Source organism: Micromonospora nigra (assembly GCF_900091585.1).
GTDB classification, from domain to species: Bacteria; Actinomycetota; Actinomycetes; order Mycobacteriales; family Micromonosporaceae; genus Micromonospora; species Micromonospora nigra.
Genome location: NZ_FMHT01000003.1, coordinates 1 through 24,793 on the forward strand (window position 1 = coordinate 1; position 24,793 = coordinate 24,793).

The 24,793-nt window shown below is 73.4% G+C and carries 26 protein-coding genes; 6 read left to right on the forward strand and 20 right to left on the reverse strand.

Annotated elements, in window-relative coordinates; translation table 11 throughout:
• A partial coding sequence (locus tag GA0070616_RS00725) for a TetR/AcrR family transcriptional regulator (protein WP_139128816.1) occupies window positions 1–268 on the reverse strand: 268 nt, incomplete at its 3' end.
• Window positions 265–699 carry an SRPBCC family protein gene (locus GA0070616_RS00730; RefSeq protein WP_091074837.1) on the reverse strand — a complete coding sequence of 145 codons (435 nt, stop codon included), beginning with the start codon at window positions 697–699 and terminating at the stop codon, window positions 265–267. The genes GA0070616_RS00730 and GA0070616_RS00725, both read right to left, overlap by 4 nt.
• A 205-nt stretch (window positions 700–904) precedes the next feature.
• On the opposite strand from GA0070616_RS00730, the gene GA0070616_RS00735 reads away from it, so the two are divergent.
• Window positions 905–1,228 carry a hypothetical protein gene (locus tag GA0070616_RS00735; RefSeq protein ID WP_091074840.1) on the forward strand — a complete coding sequence of 108 codons (324 nt, stop codon included), beginning with the start codon at window positions 905–907 and terminating at the stop codon, window positions 1,226–1,228.
• A 70-nt stretch (window positions 1,229–1,298) separates the two neighbouring features.
• Here GA0070616_RS00735 and GA0070616_RS00740 read toward each other — a convergent pair whose 3' ends face one another.
• From GA0070616_RS00740 to htpG, 3 genes are all read right to left on the reverse strand, one after another.
• On the reverse strand, window positions 1,299–2,036 hold the full coding sequence (locus tag GA0070616_RS00740) for a cellulose binding domain-containing protein (protein WP_091074842.1): 738 nt from the start codon (window positions 2,034–2,036) through the stop codon (window positions 1,299–1,301).
• Between the two features lie 248 nt (window positions 2,037–2,284).
• Complete coding sequence (locus GA0070616_RS00745; protein ID WP_091074844.1) at window positions 2,285–3,241, reverse strand: diacylglycerol/lipid kinase family protein; 957 nt, start codon at window positions 3,239–3,241, stop codon at window positions 2,285–2,287.
• Window positions 3,242–3,408: 167 nt separating this feature from the next.
• Window positions 3,409–5,325 carry a molecular chaperone HtpG gene (gene htpG, locus GA0070616_RS00750; RefSeq protein WP_091074846.1) on the reverse strand — a complete coding sequence of 639 codons (1,917 nt, stop codon included), beginning with the start codon at window positions 5,323–5,325 and terminating at the stop codon, window positions 3,409–3,411.
• A gap of 333 nt (window positions 5,326–5,658) precedes the next feature.
• Between htpG and GA0070616_RS00755 the strand changes: the two genes are divergently transcribed.
• Window positions 5,659–6,039: an ATP-binding protein gene (locus tag GA0070616_RS00755; protein WP_245712591.1), complete on the forward strand. Its 381-nt coding sequence runs from the start codon at window positions 5,659–5,661 to the stop codon at window positions 6,037–6,039.
• A gap of 560 nt (window positions 6,040–6,599) precedes the next feature.
• Window positions 6,600–7,253 (forward strand): C39 family peptidase, encoded by a 654-nt coding sequence (locus tag GA0070616_RS00760; protein ID WP_091074848.1) that lies wholly within the window; start codon window positions 6,600–6,602, stop codon window positions 7,251–7,253.
• Window positions 7,254–7,493: 240 nt separating this feature from the next.
• Here GA0070616_RS00760 and GA0070616_RS00765 read toward each other — a convergent pair whose 3' ends face one another.
• From GA0070616_RS00765 to GA0070616_RS00780, 4 genes are all read right to left on the reverse strand, one after another.
• Entirely contained in the window at window positions 7,494–8,702 is a 1,209-nt protein-coding gene (locus GA0070616_RS00765; RefSeq protein ID WP_245712592.1) for an FUSC family protein, read from the reverse strand.
• A gap of 67 nt (window positions 8,703–8,769) precedes the next feature.
• Window positions 8,770–9,333, reverse strand: a complete 564-nt coding sequence (locus GA0070616_RS00770) for a GerMN domain-containing protein (RefSeq protein WP_091074850.1) — start codon at window positions 9,331–9,333, stop codon at window positions 8,770–8,772.
• Window positions 9,330–10,685 (reverse strand): sensor histidine kinase, encoded by a 1,356-nt coding sequence (locus tag GA0070616_RS00775; protein WP_091074852.1) that lies wholly within the window; start codon window positions 10,683–10,685, stop codon window positions 9,330–9,332. The genes GA0070616_RS00770 and GA0070616_RS00775 overlap by 4 nt, the downstream gene beginning before the upstream one ends.
• A complete protein-coding gene (locus GA0070616_RS00780) occupies window positions 10,682–11,362 on the reverse strand; it encodes a response regulator transcription factor (RefSeq protein ID WP_091074854.1) in 681 nt (226 codons plus the stop codon). The genes GA0070616_RS00775 and GA0070616_RS00780 overlap by 4 nt, the downstream gene beginning before the upstream one ends.
• A gap of 153 nt (window positions 11,363–11,515) precedes the next feature.
• On the opposite strand from GA0070616_RS00780, the gene GA0070616_RS00785 reads away from it, so the two are divergent.
• The 3 genes from GA0070616_RS00785 to GA0070616_RS00795 all read left to right on the forward strand — a co-directional run bounded on the left by GA0070616_RS00785 (window position 11,516) and on the right by GA0070616_RS00795 (window position 12,906).
• The gene (locus tag GA0070616_RS00785; RefSeq protein WP_091074856.1) at window positions 11,516–11,911 is read left to right on the forward strand and encodes an STAS domain-containing protein; all 396 of its coding nucleotides are present in this window, start codon (window positions 11,516–11,518) and stop codon (window positions 11,909–11,911) included.
• Between the two features lie 16 nt (window positions 11,912–11,927).
• Window positions 11,928–12,197, forward strand: a complete 270-nt coding sequence (locus GA0070616_RS00790; RefSeq protein ID WP_091074858.1) for a GlsB/YeaQ/YmgE family stress response membrane protein — start codon at window positions 11,928–11,930, stop codon at window positions 12,195–12,197.
• 85 nt (window positions 12,198–12,282) lie between these two features.
• A complete protein-coding gene (locus GA0070616_RS00795; protein WP_091074860.1) occupies window positions 12,283–12,906 on the forward strand; it encodes an STAS domain-containing protein in 624 nt (207 codons plus the stop codon).
• Between the two features lie 99 nt (window positions 12,907–13,005).
• Here GA0070616_RS00795 and GA0070616_RS00800 read toward each other — a convergent pair whose 3' ends face one another.
• The 11 genes from GA0070616_RS00800 to GA0070616_RS00850 all read right to left on the reverse strand — a co-directional run bounded on the left by GA0070616_RS00800 (window position 13,006) and on the right by GA0070616_RS00850 (window position 24,749).
• Window positions 13,006–13,221 (reverse strand): hypothetical protein, encoded by a 216-nt coding sequence (locus GA0070616_RS00800; RefSeq protein ID WP_091074862.1) that lies wholly within the window; start codon window positions 13,219–13,221, stop codon window positions 13,006–13,008.
• Window positions 13,222–13,386: 165 nt separating this feature from the next.
• Entirely contained in the window at window positions 13,387–13,521 is a 135-nt protein-coding gene (locus GA0070616_RS28525; protein WP_425412910.1) for a hypothetical protein, read from the reverse strand.
• Between the two features lie 104 nt (window positions 13,522–13,625).
• Window positions 13,626–14,459 (reverse strand): ABC transporter ATP-binding protein, encoded by an 834-nt coding sequence (locus GA0070616_RS00810; protein WP_091074864.1) that lies wholly within the window; start codon window positions 14,457–14,459, stop codon window positions 13,626–13,628.
• Window positions 14,456–15,556 (reverse strand): FecCD family ABC transporter permease, encoded by a 1,101-nt coding sequence (locus tag GA0070616_RS00815; RefSeq protein ID WP_091074867.1) that lies wholly within the window; start codon window positions 15,554–15,556, stop codon window positions 14,456–14,458. Before GA0070616_RS00815 ends, GA0070616_RS00810 begins: the two co-directional genes overlap by 4 nt.
• Complete coding sequence (locus GA0070616_RS00820; RefSeq protein WP_175439935.1) at window positions 15,553–16,686, reverse strand: ABC transporter substrate-binding protein; 1,134 nt, start codon at window positions 16,684–16,686, stop codon at window positions 15,553–15,555. The genes GA0070616_RS00815 and GA0070616_RS00820 overlap by 4 nt, the downstream gene beginning before the upstream one ends.
• Before the next feature lie 17 nt (window positions 16,687–16,703).
• Window positions 16,704–18,002 (reverse strand): MFS transporter, encoded by a 1,299-nt coding sequence (locus GA0070616_RS00825; protein WP_091074870.1) that lies wholly within the window; start codon window positions 18,000–18,002, stop codon window positions 16,704–16,706.
• A complete protein-coding gene (locus GA0070616_RS00830) occupies window positions 17,999–19,228 on the reverse strand; it encodes an ATP-grasp domain-containing protein (protein WP_091074873.1) in 1,230 nt (409 codons plus the stop codon). Before GA0070616_RS00830 ends, GA0070616_RS00825 begins: the two co-directional genes overlap by 4 nt.
• Window positions 19,225–20,568, reverse strand: a complete 1,344-nt coding sequence (locus GA0070616_RS00835; protein WP_245712593.1) for an ATP-grasp domain-containing protein — start codon at window positions 20,566–20,568, stop codon at window positions 19,225–19,227. Before GA0070616_RS00835 ends, GA0070616_RS00830 begins: the two co-directional genes overlap by 4 nt.
• A 10-nt stretch (window positions 20,569–20,578) precedes the next feature.
• A complete protein-coding gene (locus GA0070616_RS00840; RefSeq protein WP_091074875.1) occupies window positions 20,579–21,850 on the reverse strand; it encodes an aminotransferase class V-fold PLP-dependent enzyme in 1,272 nt (423 codons plus the stop codon).
• A complete protein-coding gene (locus GA0070616_RS00845; RefSeq protein ID WP_091074877.1) occupies window positions 21,850–23,196 on the reverse strand; it encodes a pyridoxal-phosphate dependent enzyme in 1,347 nt (448 codons plus the stop codon). The genes GA0070616_RS00840 and GA0070616_RS00845 overlap by 1 nt, the downstream gene beginning before the upstream one ends.
• Complete coding sequence (locus GA0070616_RS00850; protein WP_091074879.1) at window positions 23,193–24,749, reverse strand: type III PLP-dependent enzyme domain-containing protein; 1,557 nt, start codon at window positions 24,747–24,749, stop codon at window positions 23,193–23,195. The genes GA0070616_RS00845 and GA0070616_RS00850 overlap by 4 nt, the downstream gene beginning before the upstream one ends.
• Between the last annotated feature and the right edge of the window lie 44 nt (window positions 24,750–24,793).

Below are 24,793 nucleotides of genomic sequence, written 5' to 3' on the forward strand. Positions count from 1 at the left end.
GGTCGGCGAGCCGCCGCCAGAACAGCCGCCCGACCTCACGGGGATCGATGTCGGCGGCGGCGAGGTCGGCCAGGGCGGCGCGCTGCTGGGCCTCGACGCGGCCGACGACGGCGGCGAGCAGGCCCTCGCGGCTGCCGAAGTGGTAGAGGAGCATGCGGTGGCTGGTGCCTGCGGCGGCGGCGATCTCGCGCAGGCTGAGCTGGCTGAATCCCGCGTCGGTGAGGGCGTCGACGCACCGGTCGAGCAGCGCTTCGCGCGGGTCGGTCACCGGTGGGGGTGCCGGGCTTCGGCTGCAGCCTTCAGGCCGGCGGCCTCCATGCGCACGTAGCGGCGGGTCTTCGCGCCGACGAGCAGGGCGAGCAGCCCGGCGAGAGGGCCGCGCTGGCGCAGGCCGATGCGGATGCGGGTGGTGCCGTCGGCCTGCGGTTCCACGTGGTGGTAGGCGACGGTACGCACGCCGGGAGCGGCGTTGACCCAGGTGAAGCTGACGCCGGGGTGCACCTCGTCGACCTGCCAGACGGTCGTCGGCAGGCCGGGTTGCCGGATCCGGAACCGCGCGCCCGCGTCGAGTCGGGGGCCGTCGAGGGGTTCCACCGACGTCATCGAGGCCGTCCAGCGGGGGTACGCGGTCACGTCGGCCAGCGCCGACCAGGCGTGCGCGGCGTCCGCGCTGGTGCTGATGGTCCGCTCCACGTCCATGTACCAGATGGTACATGGACCGCCGTGCAGGCCACTCTCCCCTCCGCCCGCGGGGGCACGGGTTAGCGGACGACAGCCCTCGGCGGTTGCCGAGGAGCCGTCGGGTGACCGTGCCCACCCCGCGCGGCGGCCCCTCGGTCCGGGGTTTGACCTGCGGGCACACTGGAGAACAAGAGCGTCAAGCTCGAACCGAGGGAGATCTCGCGTGTCCGAAACAGCCGCCAGCCGGCCCAGCCGCACCGCCGACCGTCCCGACGAGGTCACCGACCCACTGCTGTGGGGCCTCGCGCTGGACGTCGCCGACGCCCACGCGCCGGCCGAGGACGGCACCTGCACCCACCTGCTCTGCGCCGGGCAGGAGTGGCCCTGCGGGCCGTGGAACAACGCCCAGCGGGCCCTGATGCTGGCCCGGGGCGGCGCGAGCCGATCGTCGTCGACGCCTCAGCAGCAGCGTCCGCAGTCCGGTCCGGTGCTGCACGGCTGGACCCCGGCGGCCGAGCAGTCCCGCCGCGAGTCCAGGGCGGCCTGACCGACGGGTTCGGCAACCCGACCGACGGCACGCGGGCGGGCTCCGGCACCCGCGCACCGTCGCGGTCCGGTCACCGACCGCAGGTCACCGAGACGGCGTCGGGTGGCACGCTGGCTGCGGCGAGCAGGCCGAACGTCGTCGAGCCCTCCACGGACACGGTCCCGTTGTACGCAGCGTTACGCACCGTCACGTCGGTACCGGTAACCTCCACCACTCCGCCCCAGACCGACTGGACGCGCTCGTCACCGGACCAGCGCCAGGAGACCCGCCACCCGTCGAGCGGTTCGTCGCCGGTGTTGCGGACGGTGACCGTGGCGACGAAGCCACCGCTCCACCCGGCGTCTACCACCGCCGTCGCGTCACAGGCCGACTGCGGCAGGGTCCGCGCCGGCCCGCCGAACACGTACGGGTCGCGGTTGCCCTCGGGGTCGCTGAACCGGAACCAGTACGCCGTGTCCGGGGTCAGCCCTTCGACGGTGATGGTCCCGTGGCGGTCCCGCCCGGAAACCCCCTCGGCCACCGGATCCCGCCACTGCTCGGAGTCCTCCTGGCTGGTGAACAGACTGACCGTGATCGGCGGGTCGTAGCCGCAGGGCGGGGAGAGGGTGATCCAGTAGCTGAAGGTGAGGCTCGTGGTGGTGGCCCCCGTCGCCCGACCGCCCATCGGCAACGCCGGTGGGCACGGAAACGGAGTCAACGACGCCGTCGGGGACGCGACGAACGCGGGCTCGACCGCGCTGGCCGCTGTCAGCCCACCGGTGAGGGCGACGGTCGCGGCGGTCAACACCACGCCGAACGTGCGGAACATGGACAACACCTCCGGATCGCAGACGGTGGTCGGCAGGAGGCTCGCCGAAGAAGGGGCTGCCCGACGCGGGCGACACTGCCCGCGCTTCCCCTGCCTGAGCAAGCCGCACCGGCTCCCGAACACGACCTGCGGCACAGTCTTCCAGTCGACGATGGTCGATGCAATCCGTCGACCCGGGCGGCACCCGGCGTGCCGCGCCGCCCGCTCTTCCCGCACCCGGCACCCGGCACCCGGCACCCGGCACCCGGTCAGGGTGACGCGTCGACGCCCTCGCCGCTGTCCCCCTCGGGACAGCAGACGGTCAGCGCGGCGGGCACCACCCGTACCTTCAGCTTCCTGGTTGCGACACGGGCACCGCCGTCCAGCTCGTAGGTCTTCGACTCGGCGAAGCGGACCTTGATCCTGCGTCCCCGGGTGATCCGTACGAAGGGTGAGTTCTCGGAGCGGCCGGCCGCCATCCTGCCGAGGGTGCGTGCCCAGTCGATGGCACCGCTGGCGGTGGACACGCCGACCTGAAGCGCCCCGTCGTCGGGGCGGGCGTCGTCGAAGGCGGGAATGCCGCCGGTGATGGTGCCGACGTTACCGAACAGGACGCAGCTCGCCGCATCGTCGAACCAGTCGCTGCCGTCGACGGTGATCTGGGTGCGGGTCGCCTCCCCCTGGACGTGCCGCAGCCCCGTCCACACATAGGCGAGCCGACCCAGGCGGCCCTTCATGTCACGGTCGGCCTCGCGGATCAGGTCACCGTCGAAACCGGCCCCGGCCATCACCGCGAAGTGTTCACCGTTGAGCTTGCCCAGGTCCAGACGCCGGCGGCGGCCGTGCAGACCGATGCGGACGGCCTCGGGCAGGTCCTCGGGGATGCCGAGGTTGCCGGCGAACAGGTTGGCGGTGCCGGCGGGCAGGATCGCCATCGGCACGTCGGACTTGGCGAGGGTGTCAGCGCAGCGCTGCACCATGCCGTCGCCGCCCCAGACGAAGACCAGCTCGGCACCCTTGTCGAGCGCCTTGCGCAGTTTCTTCGGCGCCTTGCGGCTCTTGGGCACCTCGTACCACAGCAGCTTGTCGACCCCCGCGCCGACGAGCGCGGCGCGCAGTTCGTCGAGCCCACCACCGAGGACCTTCTTCCGATGGGCGACCACGGCCACCTTACCCGGGCCGGTCGTCGCCACAGTCGTGGCGGACCGCGTCGTATCCGTGCTCATGGCCGACGGTGTTACCCACTCCCCGGCCCCCGCACGCCCGCAGACACCGGCGCCTGCGGCCACCCGCCGACGGGACCACGCGCCACGGATCGTGCCCGGCGCCGGGTCGGGGTGGCCTCGGCGTGGCGGCGGGGCCACCCCGACCCGGAATCACCGGGGGCGGGGCGTCAGAGGGTACGGGCGAGCCGGTCGGCGAGAATCCGGGTGAACCGGGACGGGTCGGCGAGGTCGCCGCCCTCGGCGAGCAGCGCCATGCCGTACAGCAGCTCGGTGGCCTCCGTCAGCGACTCCTCGGTGCCGCCGGACTCCTTGGCCTTGCGCAGCCCCGCCACGAGCGGGTGCCCGGGGTTGAGCTCCAGGATCCGCTTGACCTGCGGCACCTCGTGCCCCATCGCCCGGTACATCTTCTCCAGGGTGGGCGTGATGTCGTGGGCGTCGCCGACGACGCAGGCCGGCGAGGTGGTCAGCCGGGACGACAGGCGAACCTCCTTGACGGAGTCGGCCAGCACTCCGCCCATCCAGGTGAGCAGGTCGGCGTACTCGGCGCGCTGCCGCTCCCGTTCCGCCTCGGCCTCGGCCTTCTCCTCGGCGGTGTCGAGGTCGACCTGCCCCTTGGCGACCGAGCGCAGCGGCTTGCCGTCGTAGCTGCCGACGCGCTCCACCCAGACCTCGTCGACCGGGTCGGTGAGCAGCAGCACCTCGTAGCCCCTGGCGCGGAACGCCTCCATGTGCGGGGAGTTCTCGATGGTGGCGCGGTTCTCGCCGGTGGCGTAGTAGATGTCGGCCTGCCCGTCCTTCATCCGGCTGACGTAGCCGGCGAGGTCCGTGGGCTCGGACGGATCGTGGGTGGACGCGGCCGAGACGATCTCCAGCAGGGCGTCCCGGTTGTCGGTGTCGTCGACCAGCCCCTCCTTGACCACCCCGCCGAACTCGGTCCAGAAGGTGCGGTACTTCTCCGGCTGATTGACCTTGAGGTCCCTGACCGTGGCGAGCACCTTCTTGACCAGGCGGCGACGCACGGCGCTGATCTGCCGGTCCTGCTGGAGGATCTCCCGGGAGATGTTCAGTGACAGGTCGTGGGCGTCCACGACACCCTTGACGAAGCGCAGGTAGTTGGGCATGAGCGCGTCACAGTCGTCCATGATGAAGACGCGCTTGACGTAGAGCTGCACGCCGCGGTGACCCTGCGGGGAGAACAGGTCCAGCGGCGCGTGGGAGGGGACGAACAGCAGCGCCTCGTACTCGAAGGTGCCCTCGCCACGCATGTGGACGGTCTCGAGGGGGTCCGCCCAGTCGTGGCTGACGTGCTTGTAGAACTCGTGGTACTCGGCCGGCTCGACCTCGTCGCGGGGGCGGGCCCACAGCGCCTTCATCGAGTTCAGCGTCACCGTCTCGGTGGTGGCGTCGGCGTCCCCCTCGCCCGGGCGCTCCACGGTCATCCGGATCGGGTGGGCGATGAAGTCGGAGTACCGCTTGACGATCTGGCGGACCGTCCACTCGGCGGTGTAGTCGTGCAGCTCGTCCTCGGCATCGGCGGGCTTGAGGTGCAGGGTGACCGAGGTGCCCTGCGGAGCGTCGTCGAGCGCGGCCACGGTGTAGGTGCCCTCGCCGCTGGACTCCCAGCGGGTGCCGCCGGTCTCGCCGGCCCGACGGGTGACCAGCTCCACCCGGTCGGCGACCATGAAGGCGGCGTAGAAGCCGACGCCGAACTGGCCGATCAGCTCCTGGGAGGCACCGGCGTCCTTGGCTTCGCGCAGCTGACGCAGCAGCTCGGCGGTGCCGGACTTGGCGATGGTGCCGATCACCGAGACGACCTCGTCGCGGGTCATGCCGATGCCGTTGTCCCGCACGGTCAGGGTGCGGGCCTCCCGGTCGATGTCGATGGCGATGTGCAGGTCGTCGGCGTCGACGGCAAGATCCTTGTCTACCAGCGACGCCAGCCGAAGCTTGTCCAACGCGTCAGAGGCGTTGGAGATCAACTCGCGGAGGAAGACGTCCTTGTTCGAGTAGATCGAGTGGACCATCAGCTGGAGCAGCTGACGCGCCTCGGCCTGGAACTCCAACGTCTCGGCCCGGTCGTTCACACCGTGTCCCTTCTCGTGGCTCAGCCCACAGCGGTTCGCGGAAAGGATACGAGCTGTCGCCGCCCGCGCGCGGGGGTGGGTGGGTGTGGCGCGACGGGCGTCGGGGTACTGACGGAGTGGTCGGCCCGGGTGCGGGGCGGACAAGGGGCGGGATCGGGGCAGGCCAGGGGTGCGGCCGCGCCCGGAATGTGAGGCGACGATGGTGTTCGGTCGCATGGGGCGACAGATGAGAGTCAGTCGCGTGGGGCGACACATGCGAGCCGGTCGCGTGGGGCGACGGATGAGAGCCGGTCGCGCGTGAGCGCCGGGCCGGGCCGGTCGAAGGCTGCGCGGGTGACCACCGGGTGGACGTACCCGGCGCTGCCGGTGTCCGCGGCGCGGATGCGCCAGGACGTGCGCGCCGCCCTCGCCGCCCTGGACGCCGACCCCGATGCGGTCGACGACCTACTGGTCGCCACCTCCGAGGCGATCAACAACGCGGTCGAGCACGCCCAGCGCCCGTCGCGGCCGGAGGTCCGCGTCGGGCTGCGGGTGGTCGGGGACACCGCCTGCGTCTCGGTCCGCGACTTCGGCACCTGGCGGGAGGGCAGCCCGTCGCGCGACCGGGGTCGCGGGGTGGCGCTGATGCAGGCGTACGGGCGGGTGCGCACGGAGTGCACGGCGCAGGGCACGACGGTGACGATCGAACGTCGCCTCCACGACCGGCCGCGCTGAGACCGGCACCGTCGCACTGGGCCCGGCACGGACCGGCACCGTCGCACTGGACCCCGCACAAGTCGTGCGGGCCGGGCAGGACCAGACAGCCAGGCAGGCAGGCAGGCAGGCAGGCAGGCAGGCAGGCACAGCGTGACCTTTTCATCCAGTTAAGTCCGGTTTGTGCATAATTGCGGTGAGGATGGTCACGGCCGCGGCGGACATGACCCGGCGCCACCCGTCGTTGTACGGGGCATGACCCAGGTGAGCCCCTCGCCGGCGCACCGGCCACTCCCGTGAACCGTGCGTTCGCCCCGTGACGCGATCGGGGCGACGAGGTGATCGAGGCTCGGCCGCCCCCGGGACGCCGCGCCCCGGTGCTGGCGGGAGCCGGGGAATGGCTCTGCGGCCAGCCTGGTTACATCTGCCGGGACACGGGCCACGGCCCTGCCGCAAGGGTGGGACGGTTCGTCGCGTCCCCACGAGGATCCGGGCTGGTCCTCCCCCGCCCGTGCGTGCTCCTTCAACCTGCTCGCGGCACTCCCCCGGTGTCGTGCACCCCCGACAGGAAGGCGTGACCGATCATGACTGCTCTGATCCGTAAGGCCGCCCTGAGCGCCGCCGGTGCCGTCTTCGCCGGCGGGATGATCGCCGGACCGGCCGCCGCGATCGCGGCCCCCGAGAGCCCCACCACCACGTCGGTGGCGGTCGCGGAGCGTGCCGGCAACAACGAACGGCAGCTGCCCGTGCGCTACGAGGCCCAGCCGAACTTCTACTACTGCGGCCCCGCCGCGGCCCGAAACGCCCTGACCACCATGGACAAGCACGTCACCCAGGACGAGCTGGCCAAGATCATGGGCACTACCGAGAACGGCACCGACTCCGCCCACCTGATCACCAAGGCGCTGAACACCACCGCCGGCACGGACCTCTACCGCACCGTGGAACTCCCCGACGCCAGCGCTGACGACGCGCAGACCGACAGGCTACGTACCGACCTCACCCGGGCCATCGACAACGGTCGCGCCATCGTGGCCAACATCGCCGGCACCGCCACCGACACCGACGGCGACACGCACTCCTTCGAAGGCGGCCACTACATCTCCGTGACCGGCTACCGGGACCACGGCAACCAGGCCAAGATCGCCGACTCGGCCGACCCCGACAAGGCCGAGTACTGGATCACCACCGAGGACCTCGCCGACTGGATCGCCACCCGCGGCTACTCCGCCTGACACCCATCCACCACTGAGGGCCGGCCCCCACACAGGGGGCCGGCCCTCAGCCCGTCACCACCAAAACCCCCGTCCCTCTTACCCCAACCACACCCCACCTATTCGAGCCCGTTCCGGAACCGACCACGCGCCGATCGTTGACGGCCCGCCCGTCCGCCGGGCCGGCCGGGTGGCTGGGCCGGCCGGCCCCGAACTGGATCGACGCGCCCGGCAGCAGCCTCCGCTGGTGACGGCGCGGCCTCAGCTGCTGACGGCCGGAGGGAGGATGCCGCGCCGGTCCCGGCGGAGCCGGCGGATCAACTCGTTGGCCTCGACCATCGGCAGGCCGGTTGCCCGCAGGACGTCGGTGGCCATGGTGCGCAGGTCACCGACGATGATGGTGCCCGAGAAACCCAGCCCCGCGTCGACGGCCTCGGTCGACAGGGCGACCGAGCGCAGCACGATCCGGCGGGTGCGGTCCGGGGGCCGCAGGAAAGCGAACTCGACCTGCAACAGATCGACCGCCTCGGCCATGCTGCGAACAGCCGCCGGCAGGGCCTCCGGGATGGGCTCCTCGTCGTCGATCGCGGTGATGGCCCGGCGGATCAACCCGCGGCTGGCGCGGACGGCCCGGTTCATCTGTTCCACGCCGTGCTCGTAGAGCACGATCGCCTGCCGACGGCGGCGGCGCAACGGGGACAGGTTGACCACCTCCCGGGCACCGCCGAGCGCGTCGCGCAGCCGCTCCAGGTCGGGTTCCATCGAGCGCAGGTCGTGCAGCGCCTGCCAGGCCCCGTCGCTGTCGCGGTCGGACAGCGCGTCGGCGGTCGCCATGAGCTGCCGGTTGAGGTTCTCCAGTGCGGGCGCGGCGGCTCGCCGGACCGTTCGGGTCGGGTTGAGCGGCAGCAGCACGATCACCACGAGCAGGCCGGCGAAGCCGCCGGCCAGGGCGTCGATGAACCGGGGAGCCTCGAGGTCGCGGACCGTCGGCGACAGGGTCGCGACCAGCACGGCCGTGCTGGCGGCCTGGGCCACCAGCGCGCCCTGTCCGCTCACCCCGATCGCCAGGGTCACCGCCAGCGTCACGACCGCTCCGGTCTGCCAGGCCCCGGTGCCGGCGAGGGCGATGAAAAGGTCGCCGATCGCGATGCCCACGGCCACCCCGAAGATCAGTTCGACGGTACGCCGCAGCCGCTGCCCGACCGACGACACGATCGTGCCCACCGCCGCCACCGGGGCGAAGACCGGCCGCTCGTTGCCGATCACCGTGAAGGCCAGTTCCCAGGCCAGCGCGGCGGCGACACCCGCCTGCACGGCCACGATGAGGCCGGCCTGCAACTGTCGCAGCCGGTCCCGGGCCGTGGCCCGCCCCCGTTCGCGCAGCCCTTCGAGAGCCCGGTTGACCCGCTCGGTGCACGGGTCGGGCCTTCCCTGCGGCGGTGCGCGGAACGCCTTCCACGGTGGCGGCACGACCGGCTGTACCCGTCTGGCGTCGGCTCACACCGACCACCCCCGCGCGGCTGCGTGCGTCCCGCAGTCAGCGGCGGCTGACCAACTCGGCGTAGTCGGCTGCGGTCAGTGGCTGCGCCGACAGCGCGCCGTCGGCGCGGGGCACGGCCAGCGCCGCCCCGTCGCGCAGGAACGTGACGGCGTCGACGTCGGCTCGGGCGGTGAGGGTGCACACGATCTGCCCGTACGCCAGGACCTCGTCGCTGCGCCCGGCCTCCGCACCGGCCGGGGCGACGGCGACCCGCGCCAGGCCGCCGCTGATCTCCACTCCGACGGCGCTGACCGCTCCCGGCAGGGCGCTGGTCAGTCCGTCGTCGCGCTCACTGGCGGTCGGGCCGGCGAGCAGGTCGCGCAGCAGCGCCCCGGCCGCGGGAACGCTGTCGACCCGGCGCGTCACCGGCACCAGCCGTGCGTCGCGCACCAGGTAGAGGGTCTCGACGACCCGGCCGGTCTCCGGGGTGGGGGCGGCCGTGGCCGTGTAGGGGAACGGCCCCGGCGGCGGGGTGACCGCGCGGGGAACGTCCTCGGCGGGCACCCCGCAGCCGGCGAGCACCACCGCCAGCGCCACCACGGCCCCCGCCCGGCGGCTCACGACAGGCTCCCCGGCAGGGTGACGCGGAACCGGGCGCCGCCGCCGGGCCGGTCGGTCACATCCGCCGTGCCGCCGTGCGCGGCGGCGTGCTGGGCGACGAGGGCCAGCCCCAGGCCGGTGCCGTCGCCCCCGCCCCGGTAGTTGGCGGCCCGACCTCTGACGAACCGGTCGAAAATCGCTTCCCGGTCTTCCACGGGCACCCCCGGCCCCTCGTCGTCGACCTCGATGACGCCGGTGCCCCCGTCGTCGGCCAGTCGCACCGCCACCGGGCCCGCGCCGTACCGTACGGCGTTGTCGAGCAGGTTGGCCAGCACCTGTGCCACCCGACGCCGGTCCACCTGCCAGGTGGGCGGGGCGTCCGGGGCGACGACCACCAGGGACTCGGGCAGGTTCCGGTACCGGCACGCCTGGCGGGCCAACGCCGCCACGTCGACCGGAGCCCGCAGCGCCGGCTGGTCGCTGCGGGCCAGGTCGATCAGGTCGTTGACCAGCTGCTGGAACCGTTCGATCTCGTCGGCGACCAGCCGGGTGGCGGTGGCCGTGCGCTCGTCCTGGTTGTCGCGGCGGCGGGCCAGGACGCTCGCGGCCGCGGCGAGGGTCTGCAACGGCGAGCGCAGCTCGTGGGCGACGTCGGCGGCGAACCGGCGGTCCCGTTCGATGCGCTGGGCGAGCTGGTCGACCATCCGGTTGAACGAGGTCGACAGGCGGGCCAGGTCCGGGTCGGTGGTCGGGTCGAGGCGGATGGTGAAGTCACCGGCGGAGATCCGCTCGGCGGCGTCGGTGACGGCCGTCAGCGGGCGCAGCCCGTTGCGGGTGGCGTACCAGCCCAGGGCCGCGCCGGAGCCACCGATCATGATCGCCACGGCGGTCAGTGCCAACGCGAGGACACGGAAGGTCTCCTCCAGTTCCCGCAGCGAGGTGATCTCGTAGAAGCTCGCCGAGTCCGACAACGGCACCCCGACCAGCACCGCGGGCTGCCCGTCGACGTGCACCCGCTGCACCGCCGGTTCGCCGCCGCTCACCAGTTCCCGCAGCCGGTCGGGGATGGCCGCGGTCAGCCCGACGTCGGCGGTGCGGGCGTACCAGTCGCCGTCGATCTCGATGACGGCCCGGCGGGCGGTGCCGGTGTCCAGCGAGCGCAGCACCTCCACCACGTCGGGGGTTTCGGTGTCCAGGCCGGCGCGTACGACGGCGGCGTCGTAGTAGGTGGCCCGCAGGGCCGTGCGTTCCCGCTCGTCGAGCAGGGAACGCCGGGTCAGCTCGTACGACACCAGCGCCATCGAGGCGGCCAGCAGCAGCGCTCCGACGGCGAAGGCCGTGGTGACCCGGGCCCGAAGTCCGAGGCGTCTCATCGTTGCAGCTTGTAGCCGAGTCCCCGGAGGGTGACGAGGTGCTTCGGGTTCGCCGGGTCGGCCTCGATCTTCTGCCGCAGCCGGCCCACGTGGACGTCCACCAGTCGCTCGTCGCCGGTGTCGTAACCCCAGACGCGGCTGAGCAGCTGCTGGCGCGACAGCACCCGGCCGGCGTGCTCGGCGAGTTCGCACAGCAGCCGGAACTCGGTGCGGGTGACCGACACCAGCTCCCCGTCGCGGCGCACCTCCCCGGCCTCGGGGCTGACCTCCAGCGCGCCGAACGTCAGGACGGGCACCGGCGCGGCCGGGGCGACGGTGCGTGCCCGCCGACGCAGCGCCCGCAGGCGTGCGGTCAGTTCCTTGATCGCCACCGGCTTCACCACGTAGTCGTCGGCACCGGCCTCCAGCGCGGCGACGATGTCGTGGGTGTCGTCGCGGGCGCTGACCACCACGATCGGCACGTCGTCGTCGCGGCGCAGCTGGCGGATGCACTCGAAGCCGTCCAGGCCGGGCAGCATCAGGTCGACCAGGACGTAGTCGGCCGGGTCCCGGCGCTGCGACCGCAGCCCCTCCTCGGCGGTGGCCGCACCCCGGGCGTCGTACCCCTCGTCCTCCAGGGCGAGCAGCAGCGCCAACCGGATGCGGTCGTCGTCCTCGATCACCAGTACGGCCGTCATACCCGCATCATCCCCAAGGCCGGTCCGGGCGGCCAACCACGCCGACGGTACCGGGTATTTGTCACTGAACTGTCATACGTCCGCGCGGTGGCCGCCAAGGCTGCTCGGCAGGGTGGGTCCGACCGTTGACGCGACCAGGAGGGGGTCACCGACGTGACCGCACCACCACGCCCCGAGTGCACGGTGCCGCTGGTCGAGGTGTGCATCACCGAGTTCGACCTGGCCTGCCTGCCGGAGACCGGCGCGGTCTTCGACCGGCTGCTCGCCCTGCATCCCGGCCAGGTGGTGGTGGATCTGTCCGGCTGCCGACACATCGACGCCGCCGCGATCGGCATGCTGCTCGACGTGCACCGTCGTCTCGTGCGCGTCGGTGGTGTCCTGGCCGTGCGCAACCCCAACCCACGCATCGCGCGGATCCTGCAGACCGCCCGACTCGACCAGGTCCTGCCGGTGCGCACCGAGCCGGCCGGCCCGCCGGCCGCCCCCGGCCCGGTCACGCCGCGCCCCGCCGCCGTGTACGGCCGGGCGGCGGTCAGCACCGGCGGCTGACGGCGGGAGGAGGAGCATGACCCTGGCAGGAATCGTCACCGCGCTCGTCATCGGTCTCGTCGTCGGCGCGCTCGGTCGACTCGTGCTCACCGGTCGGGCCCGCGTCCCGCTCTGGCTCACCCTGACCATCGGAGGTGTCGCCGCCCTGCTCGGCGCCATCACAGCGCGTCTCGCCGGGGTCGACGGGCTGACCCTGCGGGGGATGATCGTCCAGGTCACCTTCGCCGGCACGGCCGTCGCGCTGGTCGTTGCCACCACCGGTCGGGAACGCTCCGGCTCCGTCTGACCCGTCCGAGCCCGGCGCGGGCCACGCCCGCCGCCACCGCCCAGGTCCCGACCCACCGGTCCCGGCACCGGAGAGGAACAGCAGGATGACCGTCGTACCGGACGACAACCTGATGACGTTGATCTGTGACAGCTGCGGCGAGACCACCACCAGCACCGCGTGCGTACTGCCGGACGCGGAGGTCGTCTGGACCCTGGTCTCCGAACACGGCTGGAGCGGATCGCCGTTCGCCACCGGCCCGCACCGCTGCCCCCGGTGCAGCCTGCTGCCGATCGGCGCACGGCTGACCGATGCCGGCCCGCAGGCGGACGGCGGCGGGCTCCTCGCCGTCGACCACGTCGACGACGTGGCCGTCCTCGCTGCCGCCGGGCACGTCGCCCCGGACACGGGCGAGGCGCTGCGGGCCGCGCTGGACGACGTGGTCGAGGTCGCCGGCACCATCGTGGTCGACCTGTCCCAGGTGCAGGTGATCGATCCGGTCGGGCTGGGAATGCTGGTCCGCGCCCACCGCGACGCCCGCGAGCGCGGCGCGGGACTGTGCCTCGCCGCCCCGTCGCGGTTCGTCCGCACCGTCCTGCACACCATGAAGCTCGACGGCGTCTTCCCCACCTACGACAGCCTCGACGAGGCCCTCGCCGACCTCGGTCCGGCGAGCCCGCACCGCACCGTGCCGCAGGCCCGCCAGCCGGCCGCCAGCGTCCCGGTCTGACCACACCGCCCTCCCCCGGAGCCGCGCCCGTCCCCCGAGCGGCTCCGCCGACCCGCACGCCCTGGCCGGTGGCACCCCGGCCGGGGCGTGCGGGTCGGCTCACCCGACCGGGTCCCGCACCCCCGCCCGGCGGCGGAGCAGGTGTTCGCGTGCCACGTCGTTGGTGGTCAGCGCGAGCGCCGCGTCGTACGCGGCACCCGCCTCGGCGGCCCGGCCCGCCCGGGTCAGCAGTTCGGCGCGTACGACGTGGTACGGCTGGTAGCCGGGAGGGTGAGCAGGTGGTCGTAGGGCGAACGGCCCGTCGGTGGTCAGCACCGTGCCGTCGTCACCGACACGACGGTGGCGGTCTCCGGCGGTCAGAGTCCGCCGGCGAACACCCCGGCGCCCGCGTCCTGCAGGCGCGTGTCGAACGCCTCGACCGTCATCGTCATGCCTCCACGGTGCCGAACGCAGGCTCACCGGCGCTGTCGTAGGTCACCATCACCCGACCGGATCGTCGAAGTGCGGTGGCAGCCAACCACCCGGGTCGAACCCGCCGCTACGGTCCTCGTCCGGGGCGCCGGGCCCCTGCACGACGCCGTCCAGGGTCAGGAACGTGGTGAGCGTGAGTCGCACGTGGTGCCTCCCTCGGTAGCCGGTCTCGTGCCGCCTCTCACCATGTCCACGGCGCCGCCGCCTCCGGATTCGACACCACGACCGGTCCGGTACTGTGATCCAGGTCACTCCGCTGTCGGCTCGTCCTGCCGTGACCCGGCCGAACCGGCGGAGACGCCCACCGGCAGGGGGCGGTACGCCTCGGCGGGCGCGATCGTGGCGTCGGCGGTGACCGCCAGGGCACCCACCGACGGGTAGAGGGCCGTCACGAGGTCGGTGGTGACCACCTCGGCGGGCGGCCCGTCGGCGACGAGCCGCCCGGCACGACCCAGCGCCACCGCCCGGTCGCAGAACCACCGCACGTGGTTGGGCTCGTGGGTGCACACCAGCACCGCCCGACCCGACCGGGCCAGCTCACGGACGGTGCGCCACACCCACATCTGGTTGCCGAAGTCGAGGCTGGCGGTGGGCTCGTCCAGCAGCAGCACGCCGCAGTCCTGCGCCAGGGCGCGGGCGATCAGCACGAGCTGGCGCTGGCCGCCGCTGAGGGTGTGGTAGAGCCGGTCCCGCTGGTCGGCCAGGCCGACCTGGTCGAGCACCCCCGCGCAGAAGGCCACGTCGGCCGGGCGGGGCCCGAACACCCCACCCAGGTGCGGGGTACGCCCCATCAGCACCATGTCCAGGACGGTGAACGGGAACGGATTGCTGTGCTGCTGCGGCACGTACGACACCTTGCGGGCGACCTCGGCGGGCCTCAGCCGCCCCAGGTCGACACCGTCGAGAGTGACCGTCCCGCCGTGGCGCAGGTGCCCGAGCAGGCACCGGTACAGCGTGGACTTCCCGCTGCCGTTGGGGCCGAACAGGGCGCAGAGTTCGCCCGGGCGAAGATCCAGGTCGACGCCGTCGAGCACCCGGTGCTCGCCGTAGGCGAAGGTCAGGTTGCGTACCGACAGGGTCACGACTGCGCTCCCAGGAAGGTGGACCGGGTGCGCAGCAGGTAGACGAGGTACGGCGCCCCCAGGATGGAGGTGATGATGCTGATCGGTACCTCGCCGGAGTGAATCGTGCGGGCCAGAACGTCGCAGACCATCACGAACACCGCGCCGAGGGTGGCCGACAGCGGGACGACGAACCGGTGGTCGGGCCCGACGAGCAGCCGCGCGGCGTGCGGGATGAGCAGGCCGACCCAGGCGATGATGCCGGAGACCGACACGGCCAGCGCCGTCAGCGCGGTGGCCAGCACGATCACCTTCCGGCGCAACGGCTCGGGGTCGACGCCGAGCGACCGGGCCTCGTCGTCGCCGAGGCTGAGGATGTTCAGCCCCCACCCCGCGCGCCACAACAGGGCGCAGCCGACCAGGGTGGCCGGCAGGACCACGGCGACGTCGCCCCAGGTGGCCCGGTAGAAGCCGCCCATGATCCAGAAGACGAGGCGGCGGAGTTGCTCGTCGGTGCCGACGTACTGGAACAGCGAGAAGAGGGCGGAGAAGAACGAGCCGACCACCACCCCGGCGAGGATCAGGGTCACGGTCGGACGTTCCCCGCGCACCCGGGACAGGGAGTAGGTGAGCCAGACGGCCAGCATGCCGAACACGAAGGCCATCACCTGCAACGACAACGGCAGATCGACCATGACCGACAGACCCGCGCCGAAGGCGGCCCCGGCGGACACGCCGAGGATGAACGGCTCGACCAGCGGGTTTCGGAAGGTGCCCTGGTAGGCGGCGCCGCTGCACGCCAACGCCGCGCCGACCGCACCGGCCAGCAGCACCCGGGTCAGCCGCAGGTCCCACACGACGGCCTCGTTGAGGGTGCCGCTGCCGTCGCTGAGGCCGGCCTTCGCGGCGAGCACCGCGAACACGTCGCCGACGGGGATGACGTACGCGCCGACCATCACGGAGATCACCGCGACGACAACGACTCCGACGGCGGTCACGGCGAGCAGGACGATCCGGGGCCGGTTGCCGCGCGGGGCCGCGACGGCGGGCAGAGAGCCGGGGCCCTCCCCCCGGGCCGGCGTGCCGGCCGGGGGGAGGGTGCGGGACGGAGACGTCACTTGACCTCCAGGTCGCCGACGTACTTCTGCGCCTCGATGGCCGCGGTGGCCTGCGCCTCGTCCAGGCCGTAGACGTCGCGGTAGAAGGTGACCTCCTCGGCGTCGACGTCGACGTCGGCGAACCTGTCCGGGTAGGCCAGCTTGGCGATCTTCAGCAGGGCGATCGGGGTCTCGATGGTGGCCCGCCACTCGTCGTAGCCGAGGGCCACCAGCCGCTTGTCCCTGACCGCCCGCAGTTCGGCGAGGTTGGCCCAGTTAAGGCCGGCGTGCTTCCCGCCGTAGATCAGGGACAGGTCGAGGTAGCCCTCGTGCCCGGCGACGACCATGGCGTCGGGGTCGAGGGCGAGCAGCTTCTCCTCGGAGACGGTCACGAAGGTGCCGTCGCCGGCCACGTTGCGGGCGCGGACGATCTCGGTGAGCAGGTACGACTGGATGCTCTTCGTCCCCATCACGTTGTTGATCGTGGCGAAGTACGCCACCGGGGTGCGTTCCGCCTCGGGGATGTCCTTCGTCCGCTCGGTGACCCGCGCCAGGCCGGCGTCCAGCCGCGCGACGAGCTTTGCCGCCTCGGCCTGCTTGCCGAAGACCTGGCCGGTGATGGTGATGTACTCCCACGCCCTGCGGATGTCGGGCTGGTCGAAGTTGGACGGCGAGATGAGCACCACGACCGGCAGGCCGAGCGACTCGATCTTGTCGATGACCTCCTGGTGCATCGCGCGGTTCTCCTGGGTGGCGACCCAGGCCTCCATGAACACCACGTCGGGCTGGAGGGCGAGCATGCGCTCGTAGTTGACGCCGCTCCACGGCGAGCCGAGGGCCTCGACCTTGTCGATGTCGGGGGCGAGCTTGGCGCGGTAGCCCATCTTCTTCGTGGCCGTGTCGACACCGACCAGCCGGTCGGAGATGCCGAAGATCCGCATCGACTTGGTGATCAGGCCCTCCCACTCCAGCACCACCACCCGCTTCGGGTCGGCGGGCACCTGCACGGTGCGGCCCCAGTGGTCGGTGACGGCGACGGGCGGGGCGGCGGGCTCGGCGGCGGATCCGGCGGTGTCACCGGCACAGGCGGCCAGGGTCAGGGTCAGCGCCGCGGCCATCGAGCCCGCCAGACGGCGAAGGGTGTTTCTCATCGGTACCTTTCGGGTCATCAGGGAACGTGCAGCGCGTCGGCCGGTTGGTCGACGGCCGCAGGGGATCGGCGGGGAGCGAGGACGCCGGGCCAGGCGGCGAGGACGGCGGCGGCACCGGCCGCCGCCGCGCAGGCCAGGAAGCCACCGGCCGCGCCGGCCGGGCCGTCGACGATCGCGCCGGTCACGGCGGAGCCGAGCGCGGCCAGCGACAGGTTCACGGTGGTCAGCCAGGTGTACGCCTCGGTGAGCATCGACGGTGGCGCGATCCGGGCCATCAGGCCCGCCTGGACCGTCATCGCCGGGGCGATCACCGCGCCGCTGAGCAGCAGCACCACGCCCAGCACCACACTGTTGGGCGACAGCGCCCACGCGGCGTAGCCGACGGCCAGGCCGGCCAGCAGCCACACCAGTTGCCGGGTCAGCGGGGTGGTCCACGTGCGCGCGCCGTACCAGAGCCCGGCGGCGGCACTGCCGAGACTCCACACCGCGATCAACGCACCGGTGACCGCCTCGGCGTGGGCGCCGTCGTGCTCGACGGCGAAGGCGGCCACCGCCACCGGGGAGGCCCCGAAGGAGAACGCGACCCCGGCGGCGCACGCCAGCAGCGCCGGCATCCGGGGGGACCGCAACGGCCCGAGCCCACGGGTGGGGGTGGCGGTGCCGTCGGGCCGCAACGCCCGCATCGCCCGGCCCCGGGCCAGCATCGCCGTGCCGCCGGCGGCGCAGACGGCGGCCAGCACGATGGCGGCGGTCGGTCCGGCCACGCCGGGCTTCGAGCCGGTCAGCGTGGCGAGCGGGCCGGCGACCAGCATCGCGGCCGACAGCAGCAGCGGCCCGACGACGAAGACCAGCTCGAACAGGGTCGACTCGGCGGCCATCGCGGTGCTGCGCACCCGTTCCCGGCCGGTGCCCTCGCCGGTGAGCACCGCCCACGCGGCGCGCAGCGCGGGGCTGGTGGCCGGGAACGCGGCACCCGACAGCGCGGCGAGCACACACAGCAGCAGCAGCGGCTGGCGGGTCAGCACGGCGGCGAGCAGCAGCAACTGCGCGGTGGCGTAGGTGGCCCCGTAGGCGGGCAGCACCCGGGTGGCGCCGAACCGGTCGGTCAGCCGCCCCGCGACCGGTGCGGCGGCGGCGGTGGCCAGGGACACCGACGCCGCGACCAGGGACGCGGCGGCGAACGACCCGGTGGTCTCGCGGACCAGCAGGATCCACGCCAGGACGGTGACGCCCTGGCCCAGCCGGGCGACGACCCCGCCGGCGAGCAGCAGCGGCGCGCCGGGCACCCGCCACAGCGCCGCGTACCGGGCCCTCACCGCACACCGGCCAGGTCGGTCGCCGCGCTCACCCGGGCGTCGCGGGCGGTGGCCACCACCGCCGCGTGGACGGCGGCGCTGCCGGATCCGCGGAACCGGTAGCGGGCACCGACGTGCTCGTAGTAGGCGTCGGCGGCCGGCAGGACGTCGCCGACGCGGGGCACCACCTCCGCGTACGGGCCGGGATCGCGGCCGATCATGGAGGTGGCCTCGGTGATGCGGCAGGGCCGCCGGGCCGGGGCGGGCAGCAGCAGCCAACCGGCCACCTCGGGGCGAGGTGGCGGTGGTGGTGGCGGCGGGTGGCCCAGGGCGAGCGCGAACGCCGCCGCGGCCAGGTCGTAGCCGTGCACGTCCCGCCACACGAACGGGATCTCCGCGCCGCCGAACCGCGCCCCCACCTCCAGAAAGGTGCACCGGGGCGATCCGTCGTCGGCGCGGCCGAGGAACAGCTCCAGGTGGAAGACGGTCGGCCGGTCGGTGAGGGCGCGCAGCACCCGGAGGGTGAACGCCCCGACGGTGTCGCGTACCACCGGGTCGTCCTGCTCGACCGAGCCCAGCGGCCGGCCGTCGCGGAAGGCCAGGCAGGTGTCGAGGTACGCCGACACCCGCCACGGGCCGAGGGCGTGGCCGTCGAACACGCCGTCGACGTGGTGGATCGGGTCCGGGTGGTACGCCTGCACCAACCGGCCGGGATCGTGACCGACCCGGGCCGCCCCGTCGGGGTCGGCGACGAGGCGCACGCCGGCGCTGGAGCTGCCGAGGCGGGGCTTGAGCACCACGGGCCAGCCGTGCCGGGCGGCATGTGCCCGCACCGCCGCCGGGTCCGGCGCGGGTGCCGTGGCCGGCACGGGGAGGCCGGCGGCGGCGACCCGCCGGGCCATGATCAGCTTGTCGCGGAACGGGGTCAGCTCCTGCGGTGTGCGTCCCGGGCATCCCCACCGCTGCCCGAGCACGGCCGCGGCGAGCAGGTCGTCCTCCTTGAGGGCGACGACGGCGGCGGGCCGGCCCAGCCGGGCGGCCAGCTCGCGGATCCGGGCGTCGACCTGCTCGACGTCGTCGGTGGCGTCGACCAGGGCCACGGCAACCGCGACCGGTGGCACCCCGGCGGCGCCCACGTCGGTGGTCACGTAGCTGACGGCGTACTCGTCGTGGTCGAGGTAGCGGTCGTAGTGGGCGTACGCGTCGCGCCAGCGGTGCAGCACCACGACGTGCGGTCGGGCGCTCACGCCGGCTCCCCCGCCGACCCGGGCTCGACGTCGTAGAAGCCGTGCCCGTCCAACCAGCCGACGGTGGCGAGGTCACGCTCGACCACCTCGGGCCTCGGGTGGGCGAGCACCACCATCATCGGCTCGGTGGTGTCGTCCACGGTCAGCGGCAGCCGCTGCCCCGGCCGCACCCCCACGTGGATCTCGTGCAGGCTCTCCAGCTCCCGCACCCGGTCCAGCAGCGGGTAGCCGCGTAGCACGCCGGTCACCGGCGAGGTGAGGAAGGCCATCGCCACGTGCGTGCCGACCTGCTGCGGGGCGTCGACCCCGGCGAGGAACGCGGCCGGGTCGAGGTACGCCTGCACGGTGCGCTCCACCTGGGACTCGCCGAGCGCCAGCAGCGCCTGCGCGGCCGTGTCCGCGCCGCACAGCCGCACCCCGACCTCCACCAGCCGGGGTCCGCCGGCGGTCAGCATGATCTCGTGGTGGGCGGGGCCGTGCCGCACGTCGAGGGCGTCGAGCACCTGGGCGGCGTACCGGACGAGGGTGTCCCGTTCGGGCGCGGCGGGCGGCACCAGGACGGCGGCGCAGATCCGGTCGCGGACACCGTTGGCGTCGATCTTGGCGTACCGCCACACGTCGGTGGCCCGGTGCCGGCCGTCCCGGCTGACGGTGTTGACGACGTACTCGACGCCGGCCAGGTACTCCTGGGCCACCACCGCCTCGTTGCACTGCGAGAACAGGTTCCGTGCCCCGGCCACCGCCCGGTACGCGGACACCGACTCCTGCGGGGTGTCGCAGAAGAACACCCCGTCGTTGCCGGCGCTGCGCACCGGTTTGACCACGACCCGGCCACCGAGGCCGCGATGCCAGTCGGCGAGTTCGTCGGCGTCGGTGACCAGCAGTTGCCGGGCGGTCGGCAGGCCGGCCGCCCGCAGCGCCTCGATCTGGAGGTACTTGTCGCGCCGGGCGGCGCTGCGCCCGGTGCCGTTGCTGGTCAGGCCGAGGGCCTCGCTGAGCCGGTCGGCCAACTCCACACCCAGTTCCCCGCCGGTGACCACGGCGACCGGCGCGTGCGCGGCCACCGCCTTGGTCGTCACCTCGAGATCCCCGGCGTGGACGACGGTGTCGGCGAACAACGCCTCGGCCGCGGGGTCGTCGTGCCCCCGGTAGACGGCGGGCACCTCGGGGGTGCTGCGCAGCCGCACGACGGCACAGCCGGCGTCGGCGAACGCCCGGGCGAGCCGCATCGTCGGCGCGTACACGTCGACCATCACGACGACCGGTGGTGGGCTCACGACGGCCGACGGCGACGGGCTCTCGGCGACCGACGGCGACGGGCTCTCGGCGAGCGGTGTCACAGGATGCTCCTCAGTGGTGGGACGATGCGTCGAGGCGGGCCAGCACGTCGAGGAGCCGGTCCACCTCCTCGACCGTGTTGTAGACGTGCAGGCTGACCCGCACCGAACTCTCCCGCTCCCCCGCCGGGCCCTGGCAGTGGGCGTTGGCGCGCACCATCAGCCCGTGCTCGGCCAGCACGAACCCCAGGTCGGCGGCGCTGATCGCGGGGTGGCGGAAGGTCACCAGGCCGTGCCTGCGCTGCACGGTCGAGTCGAGGGTGAGGCTGTCCTGGCAGCCGAGCACCTGGAAGCCGGGCAGCCGGGCGAGCCCGTCGGTGAGCCGCGCGCCCAACGCCACCGTCCACGCCTCGATCCGGTCCAGCCCGGTGGCGTCGAACCAGTCCACGGCGGCGGCGAGGCTGGCCGCTCCCGCCGTGTGCGGGCTGCCCTCCCAGCCCCGGTGCGCGTAGCGCGGGCCACGCCGGTTGGCCGCCCACAGCACGCCGATGCCCGACAGGGCCATCGCCTTGTGGCCGGAGAACGCCAGGAAGTCCACGTCCAGGTCCGGCGCCGACACCGGCAGGTGCCCGACGCTCTGCGCCGCGTCGAGGCAGAGCACCACGTCGTCGCCGACCAGCCGGCGGACCCGGTGCACGTTCATGTCCACCCCGTACACGTGGTGGACGTGGGTGAGCGCGACCAGCCGGGTCCGCTCCCCCACCAGCGGCGCGAGGGCGGCGAGGTCGTAGTCACCGGACGGCTCGTAGGGCATCTCGACCAGGCGTACGGTCACGCCGCGGCGGGCGGCGAGGTCGCGCGCCTCCCGCCACGGCAGCACGTTGGCGAGGTGGTCGGCGGCCGGTACGACGATCTCGTCGCCGTCGGCGAGGATGTCGACCAGCCAGTCCAGCGCCACCCGGCGCAGCGCCTCGGTGGTGCCGCCGACCAGGTGCACCGCGTCGGGTTCACCGGCGCCGATCAGGTCGGCGACGCGGGCCCGGCAGTGTGACACCAGGTCGGTGGTGCGGTTAGCCCATCGGTAGGTGCCCCGCCCGGCGTTGGCGTTGCCGGTGGTCAGGTAGTGCTGCACCGCGTCGAGCACCACCTGTGGCTTCTGCGCGGTGGCGGCGCTGTCCAGGTACGCCTCGTCGGTGCCGGCGAGGATGGGGAACTGGGCGCGGACGCCGCGCTGCCAGTCGGCCAGCCCGGCGAGCACCCGGTCCTGGTGCGACGCGTCGGCCGACGGCCGGGCGGGCTGCCCCGGTCCGCCCGGCCGGTCGCCGGTCCGGGTCGGGGCGGACATCAGGTGCGCACCAGGGGGGCGCCGGCGTCCCGCCAGGCCACCACCCCACCGTCGAGGCTGCGGGCGTCGGTGTGGCCCATCCGGGTGAGCAGGGCCGCGTACCGGCGGGACTTCTCCCCCACCGGGCAGGCCAGCAGCACGGGCCGGCCCCTGTCGAAGGGCAGCCCGCCGCGCAGCAGGTCGTCGAACAGCTCGTCGACGATGTTCACCGAGCCCTCGATGTGCGCGGCACCGTAGGCGAAAGTGCCCCGCAGGTCGACCACGAGCGGGTGCGCCGCGGCGATCCACTGCCGGGCGGCGGCCACGTCGAGCGCCGGCGCGGCGTCGGCCTCGGTGTCGGTGACGGTGGCCACCGAGTCGGCGCGGGCCGGCTGGTTCAGCAACTCCGGCCGACGGCGACGGATGTAGCTCAGGTAGCTCTCCACCCGGTCGCAGACGATGAACACGGCGCTGCGCCGTTCGGGGTCGTGTCCGGCTGCGGCCTGCGCGGCCAGCTCGTCGTCGACGGCGCGCAGGTACCGCACCGCCCCGGTGTACGCGCCGCCGCCGGTCGGTCCGGCCAGCACCCCGCAGCGCCGGTTGAGGGCCAGCAGCCCGTCGATGGCCTCGTCGGCGGTGACCGCCTCGATGGTGTCGTAGGTGGCGGGGTCGAACAGCCCCACCTCGTGTACCTCGTCGATGTTGCGGATGCCGGGGATGAAGTCGCTCTTGGCGGCGACGAGACCGACCACCGTGACCGACGGGTCGTGGTCGCGCAGCGCCCGCGCCACGCCGGTGGACGAACCGGCGGTGCCCACGCAGGCGACGAAGTAGTCCGGCGCCCGCCCGTCGAGGTCCTTGACGATCTCGGGGCCGGTGCCGGCCAGGTGCGCCCGGGTGTTGCGGGGGTTGTAGTACTGGTCGGTGTGCAGGTACGCCGAGCCGGCCTCACTGATGGTGCGGTGGATACGGGTCAGCGGGTCCTCGGTGTTGGTCGGGTCCAGGCACTCGGCCTGGCCGGGCAGTTCCTCGATGGTGGCGCCGAGCAGAAGCAGCAGGTCCTTGATCTCGGGGACCTTCATCCGGTTGGTGATGCTGGTGAACGGCAGCCCGTGCATGCCGGCGATCACGGCGAGCGCCTTGGCGGTGTTGCCGCTGGACAGTTCGACGACGGTGGCGCCGGCCTCCCGGGCCTCGCCGAGCCGGGGCGCGGCCATCGACCAGGCCGCCCGGTCCTTGACCGAGCCGAACGGGTTGAGCAGCTCCAACTTGGCGTACAGGTCGACGTGGCGCAGCCCGTGCACGGCCGGGTCGAGCCGGACCAGCGGGGTGTTGCCGATGACGTCGGTGATGCTGTCGTATCTCATGCGGCGGCGATCTCCTGAGGGCGCGGACCGGGTGTGGTGGCCGTACGGGTCGAGTCCTGGGTTCGCTGACCGACCTCCACCGGCCAGTACTGCTCGTCGAGACACCAGCGCCAACGGCCGGAGTCCTGCCAGGCGGCCACCATCCGGGCCACCGGCTGGTGCAGGGCGTGGTCGGCGCTGAAGTCCATGAAGTAGCCGGCGGTGTTGGCGAAGACGAGCAGGTCGCCGACGCGGGGCAGGGCGGGCAGGTGGACCATCCGCCGGGTGATGAGGTCTGCCTCGAGGCAGAGGTTGCCCAGCAGGTAGACCGGGTGCGCGCCGCCGGCCGGGCCGGCGGTCACCGGGGCCGTCGCGGCGGTCGGGTCGTGGCCGGGGGACGGGGCGGGCAGCAGCAGCGGGTCCATCATCACGCCGTGCTCCTCCAGGCTGACGTCGCCGGCGTTGAGGTCGAGCCGGACGAGGTGGCAGCCGGCGTCGGTGGGGCGTACCTCCAGCACGCGGGCGAGGACGGCGCCGCACTGGTCGACCAGGGCCCGACCGGGTTCGACCCACAGGTCGTAGAGGTGTTCCTGGAGCAGGGTGGCCAGGGTCCGCCCGCCCAGGCCGGCGGCGGGAGCGTCGAGCAGATCGGCCAGGTAGCGGTGGCCGGCGGAGGGCCGGTGCGCCGGGTAGAGGCCCAGCGCGCCGCGCAGTACGCCCGACTCGGCCCGCCAGCCGTAGCCGTGGCCGCCCCAGGTCAGTTCGGGGCGGCGGCCCAGCACGGCGAGGGCCAGTTCGCTGGTCCAGCGCTCCCACTGTGCGCCGTCGGCGAGGTAGTCGACGCCGAAGCCGCCACCGATGTCGACGACCCGGGGGTGCAGGTCGTGGCGGTGCGCGCCGGCCAGAACGGTCAGGCACGCCTCCAGCGCGGTGGCCTTCTCCGCCACGCCGATGGTGTCCAGGTGGTAGGCCACCCCGACGAACTCGACGGCGTCGCGGGCGGCGGCCAGGCGGGCGAGCAACGCGTCGGCCTCGGCCAGCGGGGTGCCGAACCGGCTCGGCCGTGACAGCACGGTCGAACCGGCGCTGGTGAACGCCGACAGCCGGGCCAGGACCCGGACCGGGGGCAGCCCGTGCCGGCGGACGATGTCGACCAGATCGGCCAGTTCGGCGGGTGAGTCCAGGTTGACGGTGATTCCGCAGCGCGCGGCGAGCCACAGGAACTCACGGGTCTTGGGGCCGGTGGCCATCACCCGGTCCGGGGTGAACCCGGCGCCGAGGGCGTGCTGCAACTCCCCGAGGCTGGCCACGTCGATCGTCGCCGGGCTGGCGGCGAGGCGGCGCAGCAGGGCCGAGGAGCGGTTGGCCTTGTGCGCGAAGTACACCTCGCCGCGCAGGTGTCGCCGCCGCTGCACGTCGGCGAACGCCGCTGCGTTGTCGGCGATCTGGTCGGGCAGCACGACGTTGAGCGGTGAGCCGAGCGCCCGGACGAGGTCGTGCAGCAGGGCCGGCTGCCGGAGCAGCTCCCCCAGTCGACCCTCGACCCGCGGGTGCAGGTACAGCGGGAAGTCCATGAACGTGTCCCTCCGATCCACAACTGACAACGATAGTCGTTTCC

Coding starts and splice junctions, on each gene's coding strand:
- GA0070616_RS00840 (WP_091074875.1), bottom strand. CDS start 21,850: ATGTCCGCCCCGACCCGGACCGGCGACCGGCCGGGCGGACCGGGGCAG.
- GA0070616_RS00820 (WP_175439935.1), bottom strand. CDS start 16,686: ATGAGAAACACCCTTCGCCGTCTGGCGGGCTCGATGGCCGCGGCGCTG.
- GA0070616_RS00795 (WP_091074860.1), top strand. CDS start 12,283: ATGACCGTCGTACCGGACGACAACCTGATGACGTTGATCTGTGACAGC.
- GA0070616_RS00745 (WP_091074844.1), bottom strand. CDS start 3,241: ATGAGCACGGATACGACGCGGTCCGCCACGACTGTGGCGACGACCGGC.
- GA0070616_RS00790 (WP_091074858.1), top strand. CDS start 11,928: ATGACCCTGGCAGGAATCGTCACCGCGCTCGTCATCGGTCTCGTCGTC.
- GA0070616_RS00740 (WP_091074842.1), bottom strand. CDS start 2,036: ATGTTCCGCACGTTCGGCGTGGTGTTGACCGCCGCGACCGTCGCCCTC.
- GA0070616_RS00775 (WP_091074852.1), bottom strand. CDS start 10,685: ATGAGACGCCTCGGACTTCGGGCCCGGGTCACCACGGCCTTCGCCGTC.
- GA0070616_RS00730 (WP_091074837.1), bottom strand. CDS start 699: ATGGACGTGGAGCGGACCATCAGCACCAGCGCGGACGCCGCGCACGCC.
- GA0070616_RS00845 (WP_091074877.1), bottom strand. CDS start 23,196: ATGAGATACGACAGCATCACCGACGTCATCGGCAACACCCCGCTGGTC.
- GA0070616_RS00850 (WP_091074879.1), bottom strand. CDS start 24,749: ATGGACTTCCCGCTGTACCTGCACCCGCGGGTCGAGGGTCGACTGGGG.
- GA0070616_RS00780 (WP_091074854.1), bottom strand. CDS start 11,362: ATGACGGCCGTACTGGTGATCGAGGACGACGACCGCATCCGGTTGGCG.